This is a genomic window from Croceitalea sp. MTPC5 (assembly GCF_036985505.1).
GTDB lineage: Bacteria > Bacteroidota > Bacteroidia > Flavobacteriales > Flavobacteriaceae > Croceitalea.
This window is the reverse complement of the sequence record NZ_BTGQ01000015.1, coordinates 1-3282: the sequence shown is the minus strand read 5'-3', so window position 1 is coordinate 3282 and position 3282 is coordinate 1. Positions and strand designations below refer to the sequence as shown.

The 3282-nt window shown below is 31.7% G+C and carries 3 protein-coding genes; all 3 read right to left on the bottom strand.

Going from position 1 to position 3282, the window contains the following annotated elements:
• Positions 1-131: 131 nt before the first annotated feature.
• Entirely contained in the window at positions 132-938 is an 807-nt protein-coding gene (locus AACM45_RS20140) for a type 1 glutamine amidotransferase domain-containing protein (protein WP_009780802.1), read from the bottom strand.
• A 75-nt stretch (positions 939-1013) separates the two neighbouring features.
• Positions 1014-1598 carry a Crp/Fnr family transcriptional regulator gene (locus AACM45_RS20135; protein ID WP_009780801.1) on the bottom strand — a complete coding sequence of 195 codons (585 nt, stop codon included), beginning with the start codon at positions 1596-1598 and terminating at the stop codon, positions 1014-1016.
• A gap of 184 nt (positions 1599-1782) precedes the next feature.
• Positions 1783-3282, bottom strand: a 1500-nt coding sequence (locus tag AACM45_RS20130; protein WP_339144989.1) for a nitrilase-related carbon-nitrogen hydrolase, incomplete at its 5' end; no start/stop codon positions are given.

Below are 3282 nucleotides of genomic sequence, written 5' to 3'. Positions count from 1 at the left end.
TAGTATAAGAGCAGTAGCGGATTAAAACGCTCCACTATTCGAATAGCAAGATACTTAATTAAAATAAAATAGCGGTTTGAGTTATTATAACCCAAACCGCTATTGCTTTTATACAATGTTGTGAGTAGTTTTTACTTTATTTTCTTAAGTAGAAGTTCAGCTACTAATTCAGAAGAGGCAGGGTTTTGTCCAGTTATTAATAAACCATCTTCAACAGCATAAGGATTCCAATCTGCTTTTTTAGAGTAAATTCCACCATTACTTTTTAGCATATCTTCTACTAAAAATGGAACAATAGAAGTTAGTTGAACAGCTTCTTCTTCTCCGTTTGTAAATCCAGTTACTTTTTTGCCATTAACCAAATAAGTCCCATTTGTATTTTTTGTGTGTTTAAAAATAGCAGGAGCGTGGCAAACAGCAGCAACTGGTTTATTATTTTTATAAAAATCTTCTATTAAAGCAATTGAATTTTTATCTTCAGCTAAATCCCATAAAGGACCGTGTCCACCAGGATAAAATACAGCGTCAAAATCTGCTTGGTTTGCAGTTTCCAATCTTATTGTTCTAGATAAGACTTCTTGGGTTTCTTTATCGTCATTAAATCTTACAGTTGCTGGGGTTTGAAAGTCTGGAGAAGCACTTTTTGGGTCAATTGGAGGTTGTCCTCCTTTTGGAGATGCTAAAGTAATTTCAATTCCTTTATCTTTTAATAAATAATAAGGTGCTGCAAACTCTTCTATCCAAAAACCAGTTTTGAGCCCAGTATCTCCTAAATCTTCGTGACTTGTTAATACAAATAATACTTTTTTCATTGTTTTACTTTTTTCTGTTTCTGTGTTAGTACTTAATTTTTGCTCATTAGAATTAGTTTCTTTTGTGTTTTTGCCACAGGACGAAAATAAAGCCAAAGCGATTATAATTGTTGTTATTCTTTTCATTTGAGAATTATTTTGTTTTAAAAAGGCAAAATTATAGTCAAATTAAGTGCTGAAAATTGATGTATGTCAATAAAATCAATTAAGAGACATTTCTTTTCTAATTCTACTTAAGGTTTCGGTAGTAATTCCTAGATAAGAAGCTATATGGTAATTTTTTACAGTCTGTTCAATATTTGGGTAAGTATTGATAAACGAAACATATCTTTCTTTAGCAGACTGGGCCAAATTTGCTAATATCCTCTTTTGAAAACTAGCAAAAGCTTTTTCCATTTTTTTTCTAAAAAAAGTTTCTAATTGTGGAATCTCTATGAATAAATCTTCCATACTTTTTTTTGAAATTTGATATATCGTTGCTTCCTCAATAGTTTCAATATACATTACTGCTTTAGTTGTTGTGAAGAAAGCTGTATAATCACTTATCCACCAATCATTAATGGCAAATTGCAAAGTATGTTCTTTGCCAGATTTATCAATAAAGTAAGTTCTTAAACAACCATTGTAAACATAATATTGATTGAGGACTTTATCGTCTGCTTTTAATATTGTAACTCCTTTTTTTAAATCGAGTTTTTTAAGTTTATTTTCAATAAGATTTTCTTCTTTTTTTGAAAAAGAGATTTCTTTAAAAATTTCTGATATTATTGAGTTTTCGATGTTCATTTAAATTACTCACAACGTCTCGGCTATGGCAAGTAGGGCACGCAAGGAAACTTTTCGTTTCCGTCTGGTCTGCTAGCCAAAGCTTTTTGTTTTGTTTTTATCTTTTTTATTTTAAAAGCCAAATCCAAAAGATTTGGCGGACTTGGCAAACAAGCCCTAGCCATTAAATTTAATACTTTATGCCCTATTTGCTATAGGTATTGTTAGGGGCAGTGTTTTTTAGTGCTAAAAAGGTCAAAATTCCTAAGCCTAAGAATGCAAGCCAACCGAATAAATCGCCAATTATTGGGTACAAAGTCCAAATCCGTTTCTTTGGAACTTCTCCTGTCATCAACCAATCTTTATTTTCAAAATGGTTCATACTTGAAATAGTGTTGCCTTTCTGGTCAGTCATAATAGATAAACCATTCCTTGTCTGTCTAACGACTGAACATCCGTTTTCAATTCCACGGTAAATTGCAATTATAGTATGTAATGGCGCAATTTCTTTCCAGTCGGAAGCAGGAATTAGTAAAATGTCCGTCTTCAGATTATGAATCTGTTTTACTATTGAAGGGAAATCGGCGTCCCAACAAATAAGTCCTGATAAATTCCCATATTGTGTTTCTATTTTTGAAAGTCTTTTTGACCCTTCCCGAGTTTGCTCTAAGAAATTCCCACCGTATTTATAATGTTCCAATTCCAATTCTCCATCAGGGCTGAATAGCATAATCTTATTTTCTGATTTTTTTCCTTTAACATTAATAACAAAAGGATTTGTAAGCAGATAAATGTCATTTTGATTTGCTAGTGATTTGAATATATTAACTAAGCTATCTTGGTCTTTTTTTAATATTTGTAATGAAATTTCACTCCATACAATAATTTTAGCTCCTTTCTCTGATTCAGAAATTGTTTTGTCTATTAATTTTTGAATTTGCTGATTGCTTAATTTTTCGAACCCTATCGTGTCTTTATTTCGCAATTTACCCCACAACTCAAAGTCTTCTGATTTCTCATTGGTATGTATTCCCGAAATTTTAACCTTTTCCAGTTCGTTATTAAGGCCTAATCGTATTTCCCCATAAATTATAATTGACAGGAAAATGGAAGTATAAATCAAAATTCCGTTTTTGATTTGCTTTTTTCTAGTTTGAAAATTGAATAGGCACCAAACTGCAATTGAACCAAACCAAGTTATCATAAAAGTCATACCCCACATCCCTGTTAGACTAGCCAGTTGTGAAAATGATAGAAACTCAATTTGTGAATAGCCAAGTATGCCCGTTGTGCCCAAAGGGCTTAATAAGTTAACCAAATAATCTAATGAGGTATAAGCCAATGGAAATATCAGAGAAGCTATAAATCCATTAATTTTTGGGTACAAAAATCTGTCAATCAAGAAAACAAAACCATATAAAGTTCCTAATAAAAAAGGAACATAATAAAGTATCTCATTTGGTCTACTAGGTATGAACTTCCAAAATGAGAAGTGACTACATATGCCTAATAATATAGGAATCAAAGCATAAGATATTACTGGCTTGGTTGTTCTTGATGCGTAGAGTAGAAAAACTGGAAAGAGCCAAGTAGCAAATGCATAGTGAACATTCCCGTTACCAAAGAAAAACAAAAGTAGACCTATTGATAGTAATAGTAGTTTTTTTAATAATTGGTCTTTCATTAGGTTTTTTGACATTGCCCC

Excerpts from the sequence above, each read along its gene's own strand:
- AACM45_RS20135 (WP_009780801.1), bottom strand. The coding sequence starts at position 1,598 with ATGAACATCGAAAACTCAATAATATCAGAAATTTTTAAAGAAATCTCT.
- AACM45_RS20140 (WP_009780802.1), bottom strand. The coding sequence starts at position 938 with ATGAAAAGAATAACAACAATTATAATCGCTTTGGCTTTATTTTCGTCC.